This window comes from Streptomyces sp. NPDC004031, from assembly GCF_053604375.1.
On sequence record NZ_JBSGHL010000015.1, the window covers coordinates 99,946 to 117,176 of the forward strand.

The following is a 17,231-nucleotide window of genomic DNA, read 5'->3' on the forward strand; positions in this document are numbered from 1 at the left end:
CGCGGAGCGTTAGTCCGTACGAGGGACGAACACACGTCCTGACTACGGGGGTGGGGATGGGGACGAGGTACACGCGGGAGGCGCTGGCGGAGGCGGTCGCGTCGGCGCGGACGCTGTCCGAGGCGCTCACGGCGCTCGGCGTCGATCCGCGGGACGCACCGCGGCGCAAATACCTGCGGGAACGCATCAGGACCCTGGGAATAGACACCGCGCACTTTGAACGGGAGGGCACCCGCTGGAGCCGGGAGGCCCTGGAGGCGGCCGTCTCGGCGGCCACCTCCCTCGCGGGCACCCTGCGCCACCTGGGCCTCGACGTGACCGGCGGCCACCACACCCACATCGCCCGCCGGGTGCGCACGCTGGGCATCAGCACGGCCCACTTCACCACCCCCGTCCCCGCGCGCGGACCCCGCCGGACCACCCCCGCCGACGTCCTGGTGAAGCTGCCCCCCGAGCACCCCAGGCGCCTCCCCGGCGCCCAGCTCAAACGCGCCCTGCGCGCGTCCGGCGTCCCCGAGCGCTGCGCCCTGTGCGGCACGGAGCCGCACTGGCAGGGGCGCCCGCTTCCCCTGGAGGTCGACCACACGGACGGCGCCTGGCGCAACAACCGCCGCGAAAACCTGCGGCTGCTGTGCCCCAACTGCCACTCCACGACCGACACCTACCGCGGGCAGCGCCGGTGAGGCCCGACGCCGCGCAGGTTCGTGCGGCCGTCGCCGCCTCGGTCTCGACCGCCGGAACGCTGCGACGGCTCGGGCTGCCGGACAACAGCCGTGAGCGGGCGTGGCTGCGCGAGCAGATGGCGGCGGCGTCCGTCGACGACTCGCACTTCCTCGGGCAGGCCCACCAGCGCGGCAGGCCGGGACCCAAGCGGGTACGGCCCGCGGCGGAGGTGCTCGTGAAGCGCGAAGGCGGCGGCCGGACGGGGGCGGTCGTGCTGCGGCGCGCCATGGCACAGATGGGCGTCGCGGAGCTGTGTGCCCAGTGCGGTACGGGGCCCGTGTGGCGCGGGAAGCCGATGACGCTGGAGGTGGACCACGTCAACGGCGACCGGAGCGACGACCGGCTGGAGAACCTGCGGCTGCTGTGTCCCAACTGCCATGCGGTCACCGGCACGTGGTGCCGCGGCGGAAGGACGGGTGAGCGGATGGCGGCGGAGGAGCACCGCTAGAATGGCCGGGCCAACCGGCGGCGGTGGCGCAACGGCGACGCAGCAGATTTAGGTTCTGTGGCCCTTGACCGGGCTTGAGGGTTCGAATCCCTTCCGCCGCACCGCAAACGGCCTGCGATTCGCATGTGCGAGGCGCAGGCCGTTCGTATGCCCGGCAGCCCTCAGCCCAGCAGTTCCGCCACCATCGGCGCCAGCGCGCGGAAGGCCTTGCCGCGGTGGCTGATGGCGTTCTTCTCGTCGGGGGTCAGCTCCGCGCAGGTGCGGGTCTCGCCGTCGGGCTGGAGGACGGGGTCGTAGCCGAAGCCGCCGGTGCCGGCGGGGGTGTGGCGGAGGGTGCCGGTGAGGCGGCCCTCGGCGACGCGGGTGGTGCCGTCGGGGAGGGCGAGGGCGGCGGCGCAGGCGAAGTGCGCGGCGCGGTGCTCGTCGGCGATGTCGGAGAGCTGGGCGAGGAGCAGGTCGAGGTTGGCGGTGTCGTCGCCGTGGCGGCCGGCCCAGCGGGCGGAGAAGATGCCGGGGGCGCCGCCGAGGACGTCCACGCACAGGCCGGAGTCGTCGGCGACGGCGGGCAGGCCGGTGCCCTGGGCGAGGGCGTGCGCCTTGAGCAGCGCGTTCTCCGCGAAGGTGACGCCGGTCTCCTTGACGTCGGGGATCTCGGGGTAGGCGTCGGCGCCGACGAGGTCGACGTCGAGTCCGGTGCCGGCGAGGATGGCCCGCAGTTCGACGACCTTGTGGGCGTTGCGGGTGGCGAGTACGAGGCGGCGCGTCATGGGTCCGATTATCCCGGGGCCGCCGGGCGCGTACCGCGTACGGGGGCGTACGCGGTACGCGCGCGCGTCGGGTCAGGCCTCGGTGACGGCTTCGAGGGCCGCTTTCTGGGCCGCGGTCAGTTCGGCGCAGCCGTTCACGGCGAGGGCGAGCAGCGCGTCGAGTTCGGCGCGGTCGAAGGGCTGGCCCTCGGCGGTGCCCTGGACCTCGACGAAGCGGCCGTCGCCGGTGCAGACGACGTTCATGTCGGTCTCGGCGCGGACGTCCTCGGTGTAGGCGAGGTCGAGCAGCGGCACGCTGTCGACGATGCCGACGCTGACGGCGGCGACGGTGCCGGTCAGCGGGCGGGACTTGGCCTTGATGAAGTGGTTCTGCTGCATCCAGGTGACCGCGTCGGCGAGGGCGACGTAGGCGCCGGTGATGGCGGCGGTGCGGGTGCCGCCGTCCGCCTGGAGGACGTCGCAGTCGAGGACGACGGTGTTCTCGCCGAGGGCCTTGTAGTCGACGACGGCGCGCAGCGAGCGGCCGATGAGGCGGGAGATCTCGTGGGTGCGGCCGCCGATCTTGCCGCGGACGGACTCGCGGTCGCCGCGGGTGTTCGTGGCGCGGGGCAGCATGGCGTACTCGGCGGTGACCCAGCCTTCGCCGCTGCCCTTGCGCCAGCGGGGGACGCCCTGGGTGGCGCTCGCCGTGCAGAGGACGCGGGTGTCGCCGAAGGACACGAGGACGGAGCCTTCGGCGTGCTTGCTCCAGCTTCGTTCGATGGTGACGGTTCGAAGCTCATCCGGCCTGCGGCCGTCGTTACGTGACATCCCCGCACCCTATCCGGGTGCGCCCGGCGCCTTCCCCGGGTCCACCCGGGCCCGCGGGGCCCGCGCCCCGCCGGGTGCTTGCCCCGGGCCGGGGGCGATCTTTTTCCGCGCCCCGCCGGGGAGCCTTCGTGAGGCGGGGCGCGGAAGAGTTCTCTTGCCCGGCGGGGCCCCCGAGGGGTCCCGGCAGGGCTACATCATGTCTTCGATGTCCGCGGCGATCGGGTCGGCGTCGGTGCCGATGACGACCTGGATGGCGGAGCCCATCTTCACGACGCCGTGTGCGCCCGCGGCCTTGAGGGCGGCCTCGTCGACGAGCGCGGGGTCGCGGACCTCGGTGCGGAGCCGCGTGATGCAGCCCTCGACCTCTTCGATGTTGTCGATTCCGCCGAGCCCGGCGACGATCTTCTCTGCCTTGGTGGCCATTGGTGTCTCCCTGTTTCCCTGACCCACCGCGGGTCCGTAATGTCACGGTAACGCACGGTTGGCCCAACTTCACGGGCGGTGGGCCGCCCCATGGACCACCATGTCGATCATGGATGCCGGTCACCCGCACCCCCAAGTGGTCTACACCACTGTACGCGAGCAGCGCCCCCGCGGAGCCACCCGGTGAGCGCCGCGGACGCCGCCGCGAGCGGGCCGGTACGGCGCGGCTGGGGCAGCAGGTTCTTCCAGGGTCTGCAGAAGATGGGCCGCAGCCTCCAGCTGCCGATCGCCGTCCTCCCGGCCGCGGGCATCATCAACCGGCTCGGCCAGGACGACGTCTTCGGCCCCGACGGTCTCGGCTGGGACCGGGTCGCGAAGGTCTTCGTGGGCGCGGGCGGCGCGCTGCTGGACGGCAACTTCGGCCTGCCCCTGCTCTTCTGCGTGGGTGTGGCGATCGGCATGGCCAAGCGCTCGGACGGCTCGACGGCGCTGGCCGCGGTCGCCGGCTACCTGGTCTTCTTCGGCATCCTCACCCGCTTCCCGAAGGACTGCCCGCCGGGCGCGACGTACACCCAGCTCGGGCAGCTCGCGGGGGCGTGCACACTCAAGGACGGGACGACGACGCTCGCGGAGTTCCAGACGCCGGGTGTCTTCGGCGGCATCGTGATGGGTCTGCTGACCGCCTTCTTGTGGCAGCGCTTCCACCGCACGAGGCTGCCGGACTGGCTGGGCTTCTTCAACGGCCGCCGTCTCGTCCCGATCATCATGGCGGGGGTGGCGATCGCCTTCGCGGTGGTGTGCCTGTTCATCTGGCCGCCGATCGGCGACGGTCTGACGAGCTTCAGCAAGAAGCTGGTGGACCTGGGCTCGTGGGGTGCGGGCATCTTCGGTGTGGCGAACCGCGCCCTGCTCACGGTGGGCCTGCACCAGTTCCTGAACACCTTCGTGTGGTTCCAGTTCGGCGACTTCACCAAGCCGGACGGCACGGTCGTGCACGGCGACATCCCGCGGTTCCTGGCGGGCGACCCGACGGCGGGGCAGTTCCAGACCGGCTTCTTCCCGATCATGATGTTCGCGCTGCCCGCGGCGGCGCTGGCGATGACGCACACGGCCAAGCCGCACCGCCGCAAGGAGGTCGGCGGGCTGATGCTGTCGGTCGCGCTGACCTCGTTCGTGACGGGCATCACCGAGCCGATCGAGTACTCGTTCCTCTTCATCGCGCCGCTGCTGTACGCGTTCCACGCGGTGCTCACGGGTGTGTCGATGGCGCTGTGCTGGGCGCTGGGCATCAAGGACGGTTTCAGCTTCTCCGCGGGCCTGATCGACTACGTCATCAACTGGAACCTGGCGACCAAGCCGTGGCTGATCCTGGTGGTGGGCGCGGGCTTCGCGGTCGTCTACTACGTGCTCTTCCGCGCGGTGATCCAGTATTTCGATCTGAAAACGCCGGGCCGCGAGCCGGAGGAGCTGGGCGAGGAGATGGAGCGCGACAACGTCAAATAACCGCGACACCGCGTGACCGCGGTGCGGACCATGCGTAAGACCCCCTGGTCAGCGGACCGGGGGGTCTTCGCTGTGCGTGAGCGGTGTGACGCAGCGCACCCGGAAGCGCGGATTCCTTTACCCGTAGGGGTCGTGTAAAACTGGTCTACACCACTGAGTGGTATAGACCACGGAGGAATCTGATGACAACGGCCACGGCCACCGCCGGCACTCCGGCGGCCCCCGCGAAGAAGCGGGGCTCCGGCCTCTTCCAGGGGCTGCAAAAGGTCGGCCGCAGCCTTCAGCTGCCGATCGCCGTCCTGCCCGCCGCGGGCATCATGGTCCGGCTGGGCCAGGACGATGTCTTCGGCTCGAAGGGCCTGCACTGGGACAAGGTCGCGTCCGTCTTCGCGAACGCGGGCGGCGCCCTCACCGGCGCGCTGCCGATGCTGTTCTGCATAGGCGTCGCCATCGGCTTCGCGAAGAAGTCCGACGGCTCGACCGCGCTGGCCGCCCTGGTCGGCTTCCTGGTCTACACCAAGGTGCTCCAGGCCTTCCCCGTCCATGACGCGATCATCAACACGACCGCGAACAAGGGCATCGACGTCGCCGCGGTCTACAACGACCCGGGCGTCCTCGGCGGCATCATCATGGGTCTGCTGTCCGCGATCGTGTGGCAGCGCTTCCACCGCACGAAGCTGCCCGACTGGCTCGGCTTCTTCAACGGCCGCCGCCTCGTCCCGATCCTGATGGCCTTCGTCGGCCTGCTGATCGGTGTGTTCTTCGGCCTCGTCTGGGAGCCCATCGGCAACGGCATCACGCACTTCGGCAACTGGATGACCGGTCTCGGCTCCGGCGGTGCCGCGATCTTCGGTGGTGTGAACCGCGCGCTGATCCCGGTCGGCATGCACCAGTTCGTCAACGCGGTGGCCTGGTTCCAGATCGGCGACTTCACCGACGCCTCCGGCACCGTCGTGCACGGTGACATCCCGCGCTTCCTCGCGGGCGACCACACCGCGGGCATGTTCCAGTCCGGCTTCTTCCCGATCATGATGTTCGGCCTGCCGGCCGCCGCCCTGGCGATGGCGCACACCGCCCGCCCGGAGCGCCGCAAGGCCGTCCTCGGCATGATGGTCTCCATCGGCCTGACCTCGTTCGTGACCGGTGTCACGGAGCCGATCGAGTTCTCGTTCATGTTCATCGCGCCGATCCTGTACGTGATCCACATCGTGCTCACGGCGGCCTCGATGGCGATCACCTGGGGCCTGGGCGTGCACGCGGGCTTCAACTTCTCCGCGGGCCTGATCGACTACGCGATCAACTGGAGCCACGCCACCAAGCCCTGGCTGATCATCCCGATCGGACTGGTCTTCGCGGTGATCTACTACGTGGTCTTCCGGTTCGCGATCCTCAAGTTCGACCTCAAGACCCCGGGCCGCGAGCCCGAGGAGGAGATCGAGGACCTCACGAAGTAGCGGACCTCGTGAAGTAACGGACCACCCGCCCCGGCGTCCGGCCGGGCTCCCGTACCGATACGGGAACCTGCTGCGCACCTGCCGGGTGCCGTGGGCGGGCGGGTGTGAGGCGGGTGTGGCCTGCCGGCTGGACTACAGCTGGTAGACCGCGCCCGCCTTCGCCAGTTCCACGGGGCCGTCGAAGGCGGTGCGGGCGTCGCGCAGGTTGACCGCCGGGCTGGTCCACGGCGGGATGTGGGTGAGCACCAGGCGCGAGACGCCGGCGCGGTCGGCGATCTGGCCGGCCTCCAGGCCGTTGAGGTGGAGGTCGGGGATGTCCTCCTTGCCGTGCACGAAGGACGCCTCGCACAGGAAGAGGTCGGCGCCCTCGGCGAGGGTGTCGAGGGCCCGGCAGGGGCCGGTGTCACCGGAGTACGCGAGGGTGCGGCCCTGGTGGCCGAGCCGGAAGCCGTAGGCCTCGACGGGGTGGCTGACCAGGTCGGTGGTGACGTCGAAGGGGCCGAGGGAGAAGCGGCCGGGGGTGAGGGTGCGGAAGTCGAAGACCTCGCTCATGCACTTCTCGTCGGGCACGTCGCCGTACGCGATGTTGAGCCGCCGCTCGGTGCCGGCCGGGCCGTAGACGGGGATGACGGGGGCGGGGCCGCCGTCGTGCCGGTAGTAGCGGGCGACGAAGTAGCCGCACATGTCGATGCAGTGGTCGGCGTGCAGATGGCTCAGCACGACGGCGTCGAGGTCGTACAGCCCGACGTGCCGCTGGAGTTCGCCGAGGGCGCCGTTTCCCATGTCGATGAGCAGCCGGAAGCCGTCCGCCTCGACGAGATAGCTCGAACAGGCCGAGTCCGCGGACGGGAAAGACCCCGAGCAGCCGACGACGGTGAGCTTCATTCCGGGAAACACCTCCGTGGGCGCGCCGCATTCACCCCATTCCTGAGGGCGTGGGGGTATTGGCGGAAGCGGTCCGCCATGTCTTGCGAGGGTAAGGCGCGCTGCGCCGCGCGGGGCCACCGTGGCACCCCGTTGTGGGCGGAATCACCAGTCCGGGGGTTCTTTTCCGTCCCGTACGGCCGCACTTGGCGATTTGTGTGGTGCGCGACACCGGGCGTGGCGCACGTCCCGGGGTGTCGCCCCGGGACGTGCGGGGGGGGGCTCAGGCCCAGAGCTGGCCGTGCAGGGCGGCGACGGCGGCCTCGTCGCTGGGGGCGGTGTAGATGCCCGTCGACAGGTACTTCCAGCCGCCGTCGGCGACGACGAAGACGACGTCGGCGCGTTCGCCCGCGCGCTGCGCCTTGGCGGCGACGCCGAGCGCGGCGTGCAGCGCGGCGCCGGTGGAGACACCGGCGAAGATGCCTTCCTGGGCGAGGAGTTCGCGGGTGCGGCGGACGGCGTCCTGCGAGCCGACCGAGAAGCGGGTGGTCAGCACGGACTCGTCGTAGAGCTCCGGCACGAAGCCCTCGTCGAGGTTGCGCAGGCCGTAGACCAGGTCGTCGTAGCGCGGCTCGGCGGCGACGATCGTGACACCGGGCACCTTCTCGCGCAGGTAGCGGCCGACGCCCATGAGGGTGCCGGTGGTGCCGAGCCCTGCGACGAAGTGGGTGATGGTCGGCAGGTCCGCGAGGATCTCGGGGCCGGTGGTGGCGTAGTGGGCGCCGGGGTTGGCCGGGTTGCCGTACTGGTAGAGCATGATCCAGTCCGGGTGCTCGGCGGCCAGTTCCTTGGCGACGCGTACGGCGGTGTTGGAGCCGCCGGCCGCGGGCGAGGAGATGATCTCGGCGCCCCACATGGCGAGCAGCTCGCGGCGCTCGGAGGAGGTGTTCTCCGGCATCACGCACACGATGCGGTAGCCCTTGAGGCGGGCGGCCATCGCGAGCGAGATGCCGGTGTTGCCGGAGGTCGGCTCCAGGATGGTGCAGCCGGGGGTGAGGCGTCCGTCCGCCTCGGCCTGCTCGATCATGTACAGGGCCGGGCGGTCCTTGACGGAGCCGGTGGGATTGCGGTCCTCCAGCTTCGCCCAGACGCTCACCTCGTCGGACGGGGACAGGCGCGGCAGGCGGACCAGCGGCGTGTTGCCGACGGCCGCCAGCGGGCTGTCGTAGCGCATCAGGCCATGCCCCCGGCGACGGCGGGCAGGATCGTCACGCTGTCGCCGTCCTTGACGTCGGTCGCGATGCCCTTGAGGAAGCGGACGTCCTCGTCGTTGAGGTAGACGTTGACGAAGCGGCGCAGCTCGCCCTCCTCCACGACCCGGGCCCGCAGGCCGGCGTGCCGGGTGTCGAGGTCGGTGAGCAGCTCGTCGAGCGTGCTGCCGCTGCCTTCCACGGACTTCTCGCCGTCGGTGTAGGTGCGGAGGATGGTGGGGATGCGGACCTCGATGGCCATTCGTTCGCTCCAGTGAGTGCGTGGGGCATGCGGGGGTTCGTGTCGCGGTGGCGACGCGGGCTGGCTGCGGTGCTGTGCGGGCCGTACGGGGTTCGTGCGGTCGTGCGGGTCCGGGGCCCGGAGGGCCCTGGGATCGCGTGCGGCAGGGCGGGGCGCGCCGTCAGTCGCCGGGGGCGGACGGACACGCCGCGCTGGTGCGGCGGCACAGGTCGACGTGCAGCCGCGCCACGAGCAGCGAGCCCGGCGCCTTGTCGCTCACGTCGGAGGAAACCATGGGCTCATCGTATCGATTCCCGCCACCGGCCCCAGGGCCTCGTCTCGGTATCCGGGACGTCAGGCGTACGAAGCCACTACTTTGACCGGCTCTTCGGTCACCGTGCCGTCCACGATGCGGAACGAGCGGAACTGCGGCTCGGAAAACTCCTCCGCGGTGGACACCAGGACGTAGTGCGCGCCGGGCTCGTTGGCGTACGAGATGTCGGTGCGGGAGGGGTAGGCCTCGGTCGCGGTGTGCGAGTGGTAGACGATCACCGGCTCCTCGTCCCGGTCGTCCATGTCCCGGTAGAGCCCCAGCAGGTCGGTGGAGTCGAACTCGTAGAAGGTCGGGGAGCGGGCGGCGTTCAGCATCGGGATGAAGCGCTCGGGGCGGCCGCTGCCCTCGGGGCCGGCGACGATGCCGCAGGCCTCGTCGGGGTGGTCGGCGCGGGCGTGGGCCACGATCGCGTCGTGCAGCTCCTGGGTGATGGTCAGCATGCAAGAAAAGTACCGCCCGCCCCCGTCGCCCCTCCCCCGCCGGTGGCCGGTCTCACAGCGTCCCGGACGAGCGCGGCGGGCGCTGCGGTCACAGCGCCGCCGCGTCGGGTGCGGCCGGGCCGTCCGGGGTGCCCGGCGCCGTCTCGGCGGGCCGCGGCGGCAGGTGCGGGCGGCGGGTGAAGGCGGCGGGGTTGCGGCGGCGCAGCACCCGGTATCCGGCGGCGAGCAGCGCGAACCACACGGGCACCCCGTAGAGCGAGATCCGGGCCTGGCTGTCGGCGCCGGTCATGACCAGCACGGCGGCGAGGAAGCCGAGCGCGGCCCAGCTGGCGGCGGCCCCACCGGGGGCGCGGAACCACGCGGTGGCGGCGCGCCCGGCGCGGACGGCGGCGCGGTAGCGGATGTGGGAGCAGAGGATGACGCCCCACGTCCAGACCCCGGCGACGGTCGCGAAGGCGGTGATGTACGTGAACGCGCCGTCGGGGTCGATGTAGTTGATCCACACCCCGACGCCCATCAGGGCGACCGACGCGGCGGTGCCGGCCGCGGGGGTGCGGCGGCCGGTGAGGCGGGAGAAGAAGGCCGGGCCCTGGCCGTTGACGGCGAGGTCGCGGAGCATCCGGCCGGTGGAGTACATGCCGGAGTTGCACGACGACAGGGCGGCCGACAGCACCACGAAGTTGACGATGCCGGCGCCGAAGGGGATGCCGATGACGGCGAAGGCGGCCACGAAGGGGCTGACCCCGGGCTGGAAGTGCGTCCAGGGCACCACGCACAGGATGACGGTGAGCGCGCCGACGTAGAACAGCACGATGCGCCACGGCAGGGTGTTGATGGCCTTGGGCAGCGTCTCGCGGGGGTTCTGCGCCTCGCCCGCGGTCACGCCGACCAGCTCGACGGCGATGTAGGCGAACATGACGATCTGGAGGGTCAGCAGCGAGCGGCCGATGCCGTGCGGGAAGAAGCCGCCGTCCTGCCACAGGTGGCCGGCCGACGCGGTGTCGCCGGCCGCGGACACGCCGAGGGTCAGCACGGCGACGCCGATGAGGATCATCCCGACGATCGCGGTCACCTTGATCATCGACAGCCAGAACTCGACCTCGCCGAAGAGCTTCACCGAGATCAGGTTGGCCGCGAAGAGCACCAGCAGGAAGCCGCCGGCCGCCGTCCACTGCGGTACGTGCGGCCACCAGTACTGCACGTAGGTGGCCGCGGCGGTGACCTCGGCCATCCCGGTGACGACCCACATCAGCCAGTACGTCCAGCCGGTGACGTAGCCCGCGAAGGGGCCCAGGAACTCCCGGCCGTAGTCGGCGAAGGAGCCGGACACCGGGCGGTAGGTGAGCAGTTCGCCGAGCGCGCGCATGATCGCGAAGACCGCGGCGCCCGCGACCGCGTACATCAGGATCAGGCTGGGGCCCGCCTGGTGGATGGCGCGGCCCGCGCCGAGGAAGAGCCCGGTGCCGATGGCGCCGCCGATCGCGATCATCTGGATTTGCCGGCTGCCGAGCCCGCGCTCGTAGTCGGCGTCCGCGTCCCCGCCCGCGCCCGTGCCGCCGCCGGGGGCGGGAGCGCCGGGCGGCACGTCCTTCACGTCCGTCATGCCCGGATCCGTACCACGCGGGCGGTACGCCGGAATCCACGCTCCGCCACCCGGGGGGCCGCGCGGGCGGTCTCAGCCGGTCATCGCCTCGACGAGGGACTCCTGGAGGCTGCCGAGCCAGAGGTAGGCCATCACCATGGGCTTGCGCTCGTCGCTGTCGGGCAGCTGGTAGAGGCCGTTCTGGTCGTCCTCGCTGACGTCGAGGTAGGTGCCGATCGTCAGCCGCAGGTCGTTGAGCGCGCCGAGCCACTGGCGGGCCTCGGGCGCGGCCAGCCGCAGCTCCGAGCCGTCGCGGTCGAGGCAGCGCACCATCGCGAGGGCGTCCTCGCGCTTGCGGGAGCGCAGGTCGTTCTCGGTGAAGCGGCGGAATTCCGAGGCGTCCCCGTCGTCCTCGTAGGCGTTCGGGAAGAGCCTGGCCAGCGCGGGGTCCTCGGGGGGCTTGCTGGGGCCCTCGGCGAACAGCTCCGCGAGCGGGTCGGCGTCCGGGTCGGACTCGGCGGCTCCCGGGCCGGGGCCGATCAGCTCCAGCAGCTGCACGGCGAGCGTGCGCAGGATGGAGATCTCGTCCTCGTCCAGCAGGATCGCGGCGCCTCCGCCGTCGACGCCCGTGAACACGCCCCGCCGGGCGCGGCGGCGGCCCATCAGCGGTCCTGCGACAGGGTCGCCCACAGGCCGTAGCCGTGCATCGCCTGCACGTCGCGCTCCATCTCTTCGCGGGTGCCGCTGGAGACCACGGCTTTCCCCTTGTAGTGGACGTCCTCCATGAGCTTGGTGGCCTTGTCCTTGGAATAGCCGAAGTACGTCTGGAAGACGTAGGTCACGTAGCTCATGAGGTTGACGGGGTCGTTGTGCACGAGCGTCACCCAGGGGACGTCCGGCTCCGGCACCTCGAACGGCGCTTCGCTCGAAGCGGGGCGGGTCTCGACGGGCTCGACAGGCGCGACACTCACAGGTTCCATGCTGCCGCCGGTGGGGGCTCTCGCACAAATGGGCGTGCCAGCCGGGGTGTGCGCGGGGCGCGTTTTCACCGTGTGAGGGGCCGCACACGACGGAGATCTCGTCAGTTTGACGAAATCGGGGGTAGCATCGGTGCCATGAGCACAGCAGAGCTGGGACTGCCGGTGGACGTGCCGTCCACCGCGCTTTTCACCGACCGCTACGAGCTGACCATGCTGCAGGCCGCACTGCGCAGCGGGGCGGCCCACCGCCGCTCGGTCTTCGAGGCCTTCACCCGGCGGCTGCCGGAAGGCCGCCGCTACGGCGTCGTCGCGGGCACCGGCCGGGTGCTCGACGCCGTCGAGAACTTCCGCTTCGACGCGCCCGTCCTGGACTTCCTGCGCCGCGAGCAGGTCGTCGACGACGACACCCTCGAATGGCTGGCCGGCTACCGCTTCAGCGGCGACATCTGGGGCTACCCCGAGGGCGAGGTCTACTTCCCCGGCTCGCCGATCCTGCGCGTCGAGGGCACCTTCGCCGAGGCCGTCGTCCTGGAGACGGTCGTGCTGTCGATCCTCAACCACGACTCCGCCATCGCCGCGGCCGCCTCCCGTATGGCCGTCGCCGCCGGCGGCCGCCCGCTGCTGGAGATGGGCGCCCGCCGCGCCCACGAACTCGCCGCCGTCGCCGCCTCCCGCGCCGCCTACGTCGGCGGCTTCCGCACCAGCTCCAACCTCGCCGCGGGCTTCCGCTACGGCATCCCCACCGTCGGCACCAGCGCCCACGCCTTCACCCTGCTGCACGACACCGAACGCGACGCCTTCACCGCCCAGGTCGAATCCCTCGGCCGCGGCACCACGCTGCTCGTCGACACCTACGACGTCGCCGAGGCCGTCCGCGCCGCCGTCGAGATCGCCGGACCCGAACTCGGCGCGGTCCGCATCGACTCCGGCGACCTGCTGCTGCTCGCCCACCGGGTGCGCCAGCAGCTCGACGACCTCGGGGCGAAGAACACGAAGATCGTCGTGACGTCCGACCTCGACGAGTACGCCATCGCCTCGCTCGCCGCCGCGCCCGTCGACTCCTACGGCGTCGGCACCTCGCTCGTCACCGGCAGCGGGCACCCGACGTGCTCCATGGTCTACAAGCTCGTCGCCCGCGCCGGCGACGACGGCGGGCCGCTCGTACCCGTCGCCAAGAAGTCCATGGGCGGCAAGACCAGCGTCGGCGGCCGCAAGTGGGCCGCGCGGCGGGTGGACGCGGACGGGGTCGCCGCCGCGGAGGTCGTCGGGAGCGGGCCGATTCCCGCGGAGCTGACCGACCGGCAGCTGCTCGTGCCCCTCGTCCGGGGCGGGGACATCATCGGCCGCGAGCCCCTGGAGGCGGCGAGGCTGCGCCACATTGAGGCTCGCGCCTCGTTGCCCGTGTCCGCGACCCAGCTCTCCCGCGGCGAGCCGGTGCTCCCCACGGAGGTGCTGTAACCGGGGCGCCGCCCCGGCCCCGGGCTCCCCTACTGCGCCGGGCCCTCGTTTTTTCAGGGGCGCGGGGAACTGCGCGCTCAGCCACAGCGCGCCTGCGCGTCGCCACCGGCCGAAAGGGGCAGTTCGGTCCGTCCCGGACCACCGGCCGGTGGGGGTGGGCCGCGCAGTTCCCCGCGCCCCTGGTGGTTGCCCCGCGCGGCATGCGCGCCCCGGCGGGGCGCACCGCACCCGCGCGTGCGGGCGCGGGGAGGGTGCGGGAGAATCCTCACGCTCAGGCCGTATCCATCCATCCGCCGGAAGGGCATCATGCACCGCGCACTCATCGTCGTCGACGTGCAGAACGACTTCTGCGAGGGAGGCAGCCTCGCGGTTGCCGGTGGGGCGGACGTGGCCGCCGGGGTCACGGATCTGATCGGGGAGTCCGCCGGGAGCTACCGGCACGTCGTGGCGACCCGCGACCACCACATCGACCCGGGGGACCACTTCTCGGAGCACCCGGACTTCGTGACGTCCTGGCCCGTGCACTGCGTGGCGGGGACGGAGGGGGTCGGCTTCCATCCGAACTTCACGCCCGCGGTGGCGTCGGGCGCGGTGGACGCGGTCTTCGACAAGGGCGCGTACGCGGCCGCGTACAGCGGTTTCGAGGGGCAGGACGAGAACGGCACGAGCCTCGCGGACTGGCTGACCGCGCGGGAGGTCGCGGAGGTGGACGTCGTGGGGATCGCGACCGACCACTGTGTGCGGGCCACCGCGCTGGACGCGGCGCGCGCCGGGTTCACGACCCGGGTGCTGCTGCGGCTGACCGCGGGGGTGGCGCCGGAGACCGTGCGGCGGGCGCTGGACGAGCTGCGCGGCGCGGGTGTGGAGCTGGTGGAGGCGTAGGCCTCAGACGCGGTTGAGCGCGGATATCGGGTGCCAGGGGTCGGACGTGCGGGCGCGGTAGTCGCGCCAGATCAGGCCGTCCGGGTGGTGCAGGACCGCGCTGATCTCGTCCGGCGTGGGCGGTTCGGCGTTGCCGGTGAGGCGGGCGCCGCGGAAGCCGAGGTTGCTGAGCCGGGTCAGGGCGCGCTGCCGGTTGAGCGCGTGGACGACCACGCGTATCCGGTGTGCCGCGTCGGCAGGGTCGGGCAGCGCGAGCGCCACGATCACCGTGCCGCTCGGCAGCTTGCTGAAGCCTCCGACCGCCATGCTCACATCGTGCGCCGTTCGGCCGCCGTCCACCAGCAGACGGCGGCCGAACGCATCGTTACCGCAGGTCAAACGCCCCGTGACGGGGTCAGCGGTGGGCCGGGCCGACCTGCACCGTCATGGTGCTGCCGTCCAGCGGCTGGGACACGATGGTGATGCGCGTGTTGGTGTCGGGCACCTGCACGCTGCCGTACGGGTTGCTCGCGTCGTAGTACGTGCCGTAGTGGTCGTCGAAGACCGGCGCGCCGAGCTTGGGCTTGATCTTGGTCGCGACCCCGTTGCTGTGCAGGGTCAGACCCTTGGTCGGGAACCAGCTGAAGGTCGAGTCGTAGGCCTGGATGCGGTTGCGCATGATCGTGCCGTCCGACCACTTCTCGGCCTTGGCGTGCGCGTCGACCGGGAGTATCTCGCCCTGACCGGGGTGCAGGCCGACGTCGTTGTTGGCCTGCGAGGTGTCCCACAGCCAGATGAGCAGCCCGTTCTGGTACGGGAAGTGCTCGGCCTTCTGCGGGGCCGTGTTGAGCCAGCCGAAGTTGTACGGGCCGGTCTTCAGCGTCTGGTCGAAGGAGACGTACTGCCGGTTCTCCGCGATGTAGAACTCGGGGTAGTCGTCGGTGAAGGACGCGCCGATGCGGCTGAAGCCCTTGGCCGTCCAGCCGTTGTCGTCGCTCTCGGCGCCGTCGCTGAAGACCGCCGAGCCGTCCGCGGTGACGCTGATCGCGTCGGCGGTGAAGCCCTGCTGGGCGACGCCGCCGTCGGTCAGGTAGCGGAAGCGCAGCTGGATCTGCTTCCCGGCGTAGGCGTCGAGCGGGAAGGACAGGTCCTCGTACGCGCCGCTGGTGCCGGTGAGCGCCGGGTAGCCGCCGCCGTCACGGGGCAGCGCCGTGCCGTTGGCGGTGCCGTCGATCGGGGTCCAGTTGGCGCCGCCGTCCGTGGAGACCTCGGTGTAGAGGAAGTCGTAGTTCTCCTCGATGTCCCACCAGCCCTTGAGGGTGAGGGACGCGGACGACGTGCCCGTGAGGTCCACCGCGCGGGTCAGCGTGTTGGACAGGTCGTCGCCGCTGCCCGACCACCACTGCTTGTCGCCCTCGGCCGGCTGGGTGACGGTCGTGGTCACCGTCTTGTCCGGGAGGCTGACGATCAGCGCCTGCTTGTCCTTGGTGTTGTACTCGGCGACGCCCAGCTTGGTGGTGGAGCGGGTCGCGGCCTTGGCCGTGCCGTAGTTGAGCCAGCCCAGCTGGAGCTTGTCCCAGGCGTTCATGTCGTCGGGGCGGTCACCGATCGAGTCGCCGCCCGTGCCGAGCCAGGAGCCGGAGGACATGAGCGTCCAGAAGGCGGTGTTGTTCTCGCCGATGTACGTGGTGTCGTACTCGTCGGGCAGGCCCAGGTCGTGGCCGTACTCGTGGGCGAAGACGCCGAGGCCGCCGTTCTCCGGCTGGAGGGTGTAGTCGCCGACCCAGATGCCGGTGTCGCCGATCTGGGTGCCGCCCGCGCGGTTGTCCGCCGGGCCGGTGCGGCCGACGTCGGTGCCGTACGCGTACCAGCGGTGCGCCCACAGCGCGTTCGTGGCCTGCGCGCCGCCGCCGCCGGACTCGTCGACACCGGCGTGCACGATCTGGAAGTGGTCGATGTAGCCGTCGGGCTCGTTGAAGTTGCCGTCGCCGTCGTAGTCGTAGCGGTCCCACTGGTCGTACTGCGCCAGGTCCGCCTTGATCTGCGCGTCGGTGCGGCCCTGCGCCTTCTGGTCGGCGACGTACGCGGTCGTCGCGTCGCGGATCAGGTCCCAGGCGCTGGAGCAGATGGTGCTGCCGCAGTAGTTCGAGCCGTAACGGGCCTCGTTCCAGGGCACCTTGACCCAGGCGGAGACCTCGCCGTCCACGGAGTAGCGGCCCGAGGACTGGCGCTCGTAGTAGGTCGCGAGCGAGTCCTTGCCGGCGGCGTGGCTGAAGTAGAGGTCCTGGAAGTGCTGCTGGTTGTAGTCGGCCTGCCAGGCGGTGCTGGTGTCCTTGGAGCGGTCGGGCCGGGCGATCTGGTTGTGCGCCGGGCCCGGGTCACCGCCGTACTTGGTCACGGGCGGCTGGGGGCCGTCCGGACCGTCCGGGTCGTAGGTGGTCGTGCTGTCCACCTGGTCGCCGAACTCCGCGAGGATGGTGAAGATCTTGTCGGTCTTCTCCCGGCCCAGCTCGACGTACTTGCTCTTGCCCTTGCCGCCCTTGGCGCTCTTGCCGTGGCCGAGGTCGACGACCTTCGAGCCGCCGATCTGCTGCACGGTGGCCTGGCCGGCGACGACCTGCTGGAGCGCGGCGGAGCGCTCGGCGTCCTGCTGCGCGCTGAAGGGGCCCGGCAGGTCGTGGGACTGGTTGCCCGCCGGGTCGTGGGACGAAGCCGCCGGCACGCCCGCGGGCGCGCTCCCCCGGTCCGCCCCGGCGGCGCCCGCCGCGGTGGCGGTGGGCAGCACCCCCAGAACGGCGATGGCCAGGGACAACGCGGCGGTGTGGGTGATCCTCCGCTGAATCTTCAAGATTAATTGACCTCCCCTTGGGAAAGGCCATTGCATCGGAGTGCTGGAGGAAAAAACAGACCTTGACTTGAGCATGGCAGGACAGTACGTTTACCGGTTTCACGGCTCCGCTGAGCGGACGTCAGCTCCGCCGGACTCCCGTACCGGGCACGGGCGGTGACGCCCCCTCCGGCCGCGCTCCCCCCCCCCCCGCGCCCCGTACCTCGCACGGCATCGGACGCGCGTGCGACCCCGTGCGCCCCCTC

Annotated in this window: 19 protein-coding genes and 1 tRNA gene; 7 read left to right on the plus strand and 13 right to left on the minus strand. The window is 71.4% G+C overall.

Annotated features, from left to right (window positions below; genetic code table 11):
• Window positions 1–56 precede the first annotated feature (56 nt).
• The 3 genes from ACWERV_RS12595 (at window position 57) to ACWERV_RS12605 (ending at window position 1,272) form a co-directional block, all read left to right on the plus strand.
• Window positions 57–683, plus strand: a complete 627-nt coding sequence (locus tag ACWERV_RS12595; protein WP_452932015.1) for an HNH endonuclease — start codon at window positions 57–59, stop codon at window positions 681–683.
• Entirely contained in the window at window positions 680–1,171 is a 492-nt protein-coding gene (locus tag ACWERV_RS12600; protein WP_452932017.1) for an HNH endonuclease signature motif containing protein, read from the plus strand. The genes ACWERV_RS12595 and ACWERV_RS12600 overlap by 4 nt, the downstream gene beginning before the upstream one ends.
• Window positions 1,172–1,188: 17 nt before the next feature.
• Window positions 1,189–1,272, plus strand: a tRNA-Leu gene (locus ACWERV_RS12605).
• A 60-nt stretch (window positions 1,273–1,332) separates the two neighbouring features.
• Here the strand turns inward: ACWERV_RS12605 and rdgB are convergent.
• The 3 genes from rdgB to ACWERV_RS12620 form a co-directional block, all read right to left on the minus strand.
• Window positions 1,333–1,938 carry an RdgB/HAM1 family non-canonical purine NTP pyrophosphatase gene (gene rdgB, locus ACWERV_RS12610; RefSeq protein WP_452932020.1) on the minus strand — a complete coding sequence of 202 codons (606 nt, stop codon included), beginning with the start codon at window positions 1,936–1,938 and terminating at the stop codon, window positions 1,333–1,335.
• A gap of 72 nt (window positions 1,939–2,010) precedes the next feature.
• Window positions 2,011–2,748, minus strand: coding sequence for a ribonuclease PH (gene rph, locus ACWERV_RS12615; protein WP_452932023.1), 738 nt, complete (start codon window positions 2,746–2,748; stop codon window positions 2,011–2,013).
• A 189-nt stretch (window positions 2,749–2,937) separates the two neighbouring features.
• On the minus strand, window positions 2,938–3,171 hold the full coding sequence (locus ACWERV_RS12620; RefSeq protein ID WP_031524681.1) for a glucose PTS transporter subunit EIIB: 234 nt from the start codon (window positions 3,169–3,171) through the stop codon (window positions 2,938–2,940).
• A gap of 183 nt (window positions 3,172–3,354) precedes the next feature.
• On the opposite strand from ACWERV_RS12620, the gene ACWERV_RS12625 reads away from it, so the two are divergent.
• Both ACWERV_RS12625 and ACWERV_RS12630 read left to right on the plus strand, forming a co-directional pair.
• Window positions 3,355–4,674 (plus strand): PTS transporter subunit EIIC, encoded by a 1,320-nt coding sequence (locus ACWERV_RS12625; RefSeq protein ID WP_398181138.1) that lies wholly within the window; start codon window positions 3,355–3,357, stop codon window positions 4,672–4,674.
• Between the two features lie 182 nt (window positions 4,675–4,856).
• Entirely contained in the window at window positions 4,857–6,128 is a 1,272-nt protein-coding gene (locus tag ACWERV_RS12630; protein ID WP_398181135.1) for a PTS transporter subunit EIIC, read from the plus strand.
• A gap of 132 nt (window positions 6,129–6,260) precedes the next feature.
• Here the strand turns inward: ACWERV_RS12630 and ACWERV_RS12635 are convergent, their stop codons facing one another.
• From ACWERV_RS12635 to clpS, 8 genes are all read right to left on the minus strand, one after another.
• On the minus strand, window positions 6,261–7,013 hold the full coding sequence (locus ACWERV_RS12635) for an MBL fold metallo-hydrolase (protein ID WP_398181132.1): 753 nt from the start codon (window positions 7,011–7,013) through the stop codon (window positions 6,261–6,263).
• Window positions 7,014–7,275: 262 nt separating this feature from the next.
• On the minus strand, window positions 7,276–8,226 hold the full coding sequence (locus tag ACWERV_RS12640; RefSeq protein ID WP_398181130.1) for a PLP-dependent cysteine synthase family protein: 951 nt from the start codon (window positions 8,224–8,226) through the stop codon (window positions 7,276–7,278).
• Window positions 8,226–8,504 carry a MoaD/ThiS family protein gene (locus tag ACWERV_RS12645; RefSeq protein WP_398181128.1) on the minus strand — a complete coding sequence of 93 codons (279 nt, stop codon included), beginning with the start codon at window positions 8,502–8,504 and terminating at the stop codon, window positions 8,226–8,228. Before ACWERV_RS12645 ends, ACWERV_RS12640 begins: the two co-directional genes overlap by 1 nt.
• Window positions 8,505–8,664: 160 nt before the next feature.
• Window positions 8,665–8,778: a putative leader peptide gene (locus tag ACWERV_RS12650; protein WP_398181125.1), complete on the minus strand. Its 114-nt coding sequence runs from the start codon at window positions 8,776–8,778 to the stop codon at window positions 8,665–8,667.
• 59 nt (window positions 8,779–8,837) lie between these two features.
• Window positions 8,838–9,257, minus strand: a complete 420-nt coding sequence (locus ACWERV_RS12655) for a Mov34/MPN/PAD-1 family protein (RefSeq protein WP_452932028.1) — start codon at window positions 9,255–9,257, stop codon at window positions 8,838–8,840.
• 88 nt (window positions 9,258–9,345) lie between these two features.
• Window positions 9,346–10,860, minus strand: coding sequence for an amino acid permease (locus ACWERV_RS12660; RefSeq protein ID WP_452932031.1), 1,515 nt, complete (start codon window positions 10,858–10,860; stop codon window positions 9,346–9,348).
• A 72-nt stretch (window positions 10,861–10,932) separates the two neighbouring features.
• Complete coding sequence (locus tag ACWERV_RS12665; protein ID WP_452932034.1) at window positions 10,933–11,502, minus strand: DUF2017 domain-containing protein; 570 nt, start codon at window positions 11,500–11,502, stop codon at window positions 10,933–10,935.
• On the minus strand, window positions 11,502–11,819 hold the full coding sequence (gene clpS / locus ACWERV_RS12670) for an ATP-dependent Clp protease adapter ClpS (protein ID WP_398181114.1): 318 nt from the start codon (window positions 11,817–11,819) through the stop codon (window positions 11,502–11,504). Before clpS ends, ACWERV_RS12665 begins: the two co-directional genes overlap by 1 nt.
• A gap of 135 nt (window positions 11,820–11,954) precedes the next feature.
• Between clpS and ACWERV_RS12675 the strand changes: the two genes are divergently transcribed.
• Together ACWERV_RS12675 and ACWERV_RS12680 are read left to right on the plus strand one after the other, a co-directional pair.
• Window positions 11,955–13,277, plus strand: coding sequence for a nicotinate phosphoribosyltransferase (locus tag ACWERV_RS12675; protein ID WP_398181111.1), 1,323 nt, complete (start codon window positions 11,955–11,957; stop codon window positions 13,275–13,277).
• Window positions 13,278–13,583: 306 nt separating this feature from the next.
• Window positions 13,584–14,159: an isochorismatase family protein gene (locus tag ACWERV_RS12680; protein WP_398181108.1), complete on the plus strand. Its 576-nt coding sequence runs from the start codon at window positions 13,584–13,586 to the stop codon at window positions 14,157–14,159.
• 3 nt (window positions 14,160–14,162) lie between these two features.
• Here ACWERV_RS12680 and ACWERV_RS12685 read toward each other — a convergent pair whose 3' ends face one another.
• Together ACWERV_RS12685 and ACWERV_RS12690 are read right to left on the minus strand one after the other, a co-directional pair.
• Window positions 14,163–14,465 carry a hypothetical protein gene (locus ACWERV_RS12685; RefSeq protein WP_398181105.1) on the minus strand — a complete coding sequence of 101 codons (303 nt, stop codon included), beginning with the start codon at window positions 14,463–14,465 and terminating at the stop codon, window positions 14,163–14,165.
• 88 nt (window positions 14,466–14,553) lie between these two features.
• Window positions 14,554–16,986, minus strand: coding sequence for an immune inhibitor A domain-containing protein (locus tag ACWERV_RS12690; RefSeq protein WP_452932039.1), 2,433 nt, complete (start codon window positions 16,984–16,986; stop codon window positions 14,554–14,556).
• Window positions 16,987–17,231 lie beyond the last annotated feature (245 nt).

What these genes read in the sequence shown, in the direction of transcription:
- ACWERV_RS12595 (WP_452932015.1), top strand. Translation starts at nt 57, where the DNA reads ATGGGGACGAGGTACACGCGGGAGGCGCTGGCGGAGGCGGTCGCGTCG.
- rdgB (WP_452932020.1), bottom strand. Translation starts at nt 1,938, where the DNA reads ATGACGCGCCGCCTCGTACTCGCCACCCGCAACGCCCACAAGGTCGTC.
- rph (WP_452932023.1), bottom strand. Translation starts at nt 2,748, where the DNA reads ATGTCACGTAACGACGGCCGCAGGCCGGATGAGCTTCGAACCGTCACC.
- ACWERV_RS12620 (WP_031524681.1), bottom strand. Translation starts at nt 3,171, where the DNA reads ATGGCCACCAAGGCAGAGAAGATCGTCGCCGGGCTCGGCGGAATCGAC.
- ACWERV_RS12630 (WP_398181135.1), top strand. Translation starts at nt 4,857, where the DNA reads ATGACAACGGCCACGGCCACCGCCGGCACTCCGGCGGCCCCCGCGAAG.
- ACWERV_RS12635 (WP_398181132.1), bottom strand. Translation starts at nt 7,013, where the DNA reads ATGAAGCTCACCGTCGTCGGCTGCTCGGGGTCTTTCCCGTCCGCGGAC.
- ACWERV_RS12640 (WP_398181130.1), bottom strand. Translation starts at nt 8,226, where the DNA reads ATGCGCTACGACAGCCCGCTGGCGGCCGTCGGCAACACGCCGCTGGTC.
- ACWERV_RS12645 (WP_398181128.1), bottom strand. Translation starts at nt 8,504, where the DNA reads ATGGCCATCGAGGTCCGCATCCCCACCATCCTCCGCACCTACACCGAC.
- ACWERV_RS12650 (WP_398181125.1), bottom strand. Translation starts at nt 8,778, where the DNA reads ATGGTTTCCTCCGACGTGAGCGACAAGGCGCCGGGCTCGCTGCTCGTG.
- ACWERV_RS12655 (WP_452932028.1), bottom strand. Translation starts at nt 9,257, where the DNA reads ATGCTGACCATCACCCAGGAGCTGCACGACGCGATCGTGGCCCACGCC.
- ACWERV_RS12660 (WP_452932031.1), bottom strand. Translation starts at nt 10,860, where the DNA reads ATGACGGACGTGAAGGACGTGCCGCCCGGCGCTCCCGCCCCCGGCGGC.
- ACWERV_RS12665 (WP_452932034.1), bottom strand. Translation starts at nt 11,502, where the DNA reads ATGGGCCGCCGCCGCGCCCGGCGGGGCGTGTTCACGGGCGTCGACGGC.
- clpS (WP_398181114.1), bottom strand. Translation starts at nt 11,819, where the DNA reads ATGGAACCTGTGAGTGTCGCGCCTGTCGAGCCCGTCGAGACCCGCCCC.
- ACWERV_RS12675 (WP_398181111.1), top strand. Translation starts at nt 11,955, where the DNA reads ATGAGCACAGCAGAGCTGGGACTGCCGGTGGACGTGCCGTCCACCGCG.
- ACWERV_RS12680 (WP_398181108.1), top strand. Translation starts at nt 13,584, where the DNA reads ATGCACCGCGCACTCATCGTCGTCGACGTGCAGAACGACTTCTGCGAG.
- ACWERV_RS12685 (WP_398181105.1), bottom strand. Translation starts at nt 14,465, where the DNA reads ATGGCGGTCGGAGGCTTCAGCAAGCTGCCGAGCGGCACGGTGATCGTG.